3 protein-coding genes are annotated in these 3,671 nt (G+C 65.2%); 2 read left to right on the top strand and 1 reads right to left on the bottom strand.

The window, feature by feature from the left end; genetic code table 11:
- A partial coding sequence (locus tag WBV89_RS11650) for an AfsR/SARP family transcriptional regulator (RefSeq protein WP_423981519.1) occupies window positions 1–401 on the bottom strand: 401 nt, incomplete at its 3' end.
- Window positions 402–553: 152 nt separating this feature from the next.
- On the opposite strand from WBV89_RS11650, the gene WBV89_RS11645 reads away from it, so the two are divergent.
- A complete protein-coding gene (locus tag WBV89_RS11645) occupies window positions 554–1,615 on the top strand; it encodes a hypothetical protein (RefSeq protein ID WP_423981518.1) in 1,062 nt (353 codons plus the stop codon).
- Between the two features lie 599 nt (window positions 1,616–2,214).
- Window positions 2,215–3,546 (top strand): urea ABC transporter substrate-binding protein, encoded by a 1,332-nt coding sequence (gene urtA, locus WBV89_RS11640; RefSeq protein WP_423981517.1) that lies wholly within the window; start codon window positions 2,215–2,217, stop codon window positions 3,544–3,546.
- Window positions 3,547–3,671 lie beyond the last annotated feature (125 nt).

Genomic DNA, 3,671 nt, shown 5'->3' with positions numbered 1-3,671 from the left:
GCCCATGCCTCGTCGGCGAGGTCGCCGAACGCGGGGCCGCGCCACTCGGCGAGCGCCGCCCGGAGCAACGTGATGCGCTCCTTCGCCGTGGCGCCGGCGGATCGTTCCCGGAGGTGCGCGAACGCCGTCACGTCGAGCTCGTCCTGGCCGAGCTGCAGTTCGTAGCTCGATCCGGCCGTCACGAGTCGATCACCGACCACGGAGCGGAGGCGACCCGCAGCCGTACGAGCGGCCGAGCCCGTGGCGCGTCCGCCTGCCACGTACTCGGCGATCTGGCCGAGCGTGACCGTCGTTCCGGTCGCCACAAGCAGGCCGAGGAGTCGTCTGAACTGGGGTCGCAGGGCGATCTCGGACCCGTCGTCGTCCCAGGCGGCGACGCGACCGAGCACACCGATCTTCACGTCACCGTCTCCTCTCCTGTCGCCGACCCCGGTGGTCGGTCACCGTAGTTCGTCGAGTTGGTGACCGGTTGGTGACCGGCCTGGCGGATCATGCTCGCAGCCGCTCACTGCGGGGAGCGCTCCGTAGCGGAGCACGACACGGGAGGTCATCCATGCTCACGCCCAGACGACACATCGACGACGGTGCCGGTCCAACGGGGCTGACGCCGGCGATGCGGACGATCGCGGCAGGCCTCCTCGGTCTCGCCGGGCTCGCTGCGTGCGGTTCTGGATCGGACGAGGACGGCGCGGCGGTGACGACGGCACGAACTGACGTTGCGATGGCGACCACGACCTCGGAGGCCGTGGCGAGCACCACGGTGCCGGCGACGACGGTGACGTCGCCCACGACCGCCCCGGTCACGGAGCCGCCGGTCACGGAGCCGACGACGACGGTCCCCGAGATCGAGTATCCGATCGTCGTCGAGGGGTCGACGACCGAGCCTGAGGACCAAATGGGTTCGCGCGGGGAGGGCCCGAACGGGAGGAGGAAGTACTACAACCTCAAGGTGTTCGACGGCGGCCTGGTCGGCGAGGGCGACGCCGTCGGCTGGTGGCGAATCGGCGAGTCGTCCGTGGAAGGAGCGGAGGTGGTGGACTTCACGGGCGAACTCGTTGGCATGGGCAGTGGCACCTTCACCTACACAGACCAGTTCGCGACGACGTTCGAGGGTGAGTTCACTGGGAGTGCTGAGATCGTCGGAACCGGCGGGACCTTCGAGAACCTGGTCGGCACGATCGAGTTCTCCAGTTCCGACTTCGGGGCGAACCGGAGTTTCCGTGCGACGTTCACTCCAGCGCCAACTGAGGACGGGACGGTGGTCGCACCGCCGTTGACGGCCGAGACGGCTGCCGCCATCGCCGATGAGTTCGCGATCGCGTTCAACACAGGGGACTTCGATCGGGTCGCCCAGCGTCTCGGTCCCGCTGGGACGTGGATCTTCATCGACGGCACAGAATTCGACCAGTCGTCCATCGCTGAGTTCCTCGGGAACTTCGACGTCATCACGGACATCGCCCGGACCGATCAGCGACTCGAAGGCCCCGATGGCTTCGCCTTCGAGATGTTCGAGACGTGGTCGGGTGGCGACGAGAAGACATTCTGGTTCGCGGTGTCTCGCGACGAAGCGGGCGTCGTGACCATCACCGAATACAACGAAGCGCCCAACTGGTGAGCGACCACATGACGTCGACCCGCTTGCTTTCGTCGGCATCGAACAATGTCGGCGCACCCACCCAGCTCGGTCGGTGAGCGGCCTCGCAAACGTCGTCGTGAGGCCACTCGATATCTGGGTCTCTTGCGACATCCCCGTGACCTGACGCTTTGATCGGCCGATCAGTGTGGCTGCCGATGCGGCCAGCTCGACGTAGCGCCCGTCACCTCGCGGGATCAGGCGCACACTTCGCCCAAACGCATCGGCCGTTCGACCGCTCGCGTGCCGGCTCTAGCAGGGTGATGAAAATCGGGATCTGAGGGCATTCGTCGAGGTGCTGGGTGTTCCCCAGTGCGGAAAACCGGACGGGGGCTTGATCTGATCGATCGGCTCGTCGATGCCCTTCTGGATCGCTGGTGATGCTTGCGCCCTCGTTGGTGGGCTCGTCAGGTGGTGGCGTCGATTGTCGAGGTGGTCACCGCCGGGTGGCGGAAGCAGCGTGCTGCCTTCACAGCTCGGACATACCCCGGAAATCTGTCACTTGTACTTTCTCGAACGTTCACCGGGAGGACGTTTCGTTCGAGCGGTGGGCATCGTGAACAACCCCTCAAAGGAGCCCCATGCGTTACCGAGATCCTCTTCAGTTTGTCGTGCCTCTGGTCGCCTCGTTCGCCTTGGTGGCGAGCGCCTGCGGCAGCGATAGCGACAGTGATTCCAGCCCGAGTGACACGAGCGCGGATGACTCCAGCTCGAGCGACGCCCCCGACAGCACCGAAGCGACCGACGGCACCGCAGCGTCGGACGGGTCCGAAGCGGCGTCAGACGACATCTGCGTCGAAGGTGACAACGTCCAGCTCGGCTTCTTGAACTCGACCTCGGGCGTCATGGCCATCAGTGAACAGACAGTGCGGGACTCGCTGATGCTCGCTGCTGCAGAGATCAACGCCGACGGCGGGATCATGGGCAAGCAGATCGAGTTCATCGAGGAGGACGGCCAGAGCGAGCCGACGATCTTTGCCGAGAAGGTCAACAAACTGCTCACCGACGACAACGTTGCTGCCGTGTTCGGCGGTTGGACCTCCGCCTCGCGAAAGGCCATGCTGCCCGTGGTCGAGGGGGCGAACGGCCTGCTGTTCTACCCGGTGCAGTACGAGGGCCTCGAGGCGTCGCCGAACATCTACTACACCGGTGCCACCACCAACCAGCAGATCATTCCGGCGATGGACTTCCTGGCATCGGAGGGAGTCGAGACGTTGTTCCTCGCAGGGTCCGACTACGTGTTCCCGCGCACCGCGAACAAGATCATCAAGCAGTACGCCGAGGAACTCGGCATCGAGATCGTCGGCGAGGAGTACGTGCCGCTCGACAGCGACGACTGGACGACGCAGGTCGCCAAGATCGCCGACGCACAGCCCGACTTCGTGTTCAACACCATCAACGGTTCGTCCAACGTGGGCTTCATCAAGGCCTACGACGAAGCCGGCCTCGGCGCCGACACCTCGCCGATCATCTCGGTGTCGATCGCCGAAGAGGAGGCGCCATCGATGGGTGTCGACCTCACCGGGCAGTACGCCTCGTGGAACTACTTCCAGAGCGTCGAGAGCCCCGAGAACGAAGCGTTCATCGCGGCGTTCCAGGACGAGTACGGAGATCGGCCGACCTCGGATCCGATGGAAGCGGCGTACACGTCGCTCTACCTCTACAAGAACATGGTCGAGAAGGCGGAGTCGTTCTGCGTCGATGCCGTGAACGCAGCGTCCGACGGAGTCACGTTCGAGGCACCGGAAGGACTGGTGACCGTCGACGGTGAGAACCATCACATCGCCAAGACCGGTCTGATCGGCCAGATCAACGCGGAGAACCAGTTCGACATCGTCTGGAGCTCCGACGCCCCGATCGAGCCCGACCCGTTCCTCGAGGGATACAGCTGGTGGGACTCGAGCGAGGGGTGATCCCGACTCGTTGAACGACGTGACCGTGGGTGCCGGACTCGGGTACGGCACCCACGGCCAGACCCCCCGCTCGGAACGTCGACTCGAAAGCGGCATCGGTGGACCTTCTCACCCCCCCCGTCCTG

This window comes from Ilumatobacter sp. (assembly GCF_049588435.1).
In the GTDB taxonomy this organism is placed as follows: Bacteria; Actinomycetota; Acidimicrobiia; order Acidimicrobiales; family Ilumatobacteraceae; genus Ilumatobacter_A.
This window is presented reverse-complemented; position numbering and strand designations above follow the sequence as displayed.

Excerpts from the sequence above, each read along its gene's own strand:
- WBV89_RS11645 (WP_423981518.1), top strand. The coding sequence starts at position 554 with ATGCTCACGCCCAGACGACACATCGACGACGGTGCCGGTCCAACGGGG.
- urtA (WP_423981517.1), top strand. The coding sequence starts at position 2,215 with ATGCGTTACCGAGATCCTCTTCAGTTTGTCGTGCCTCTGGTCGCCTCG.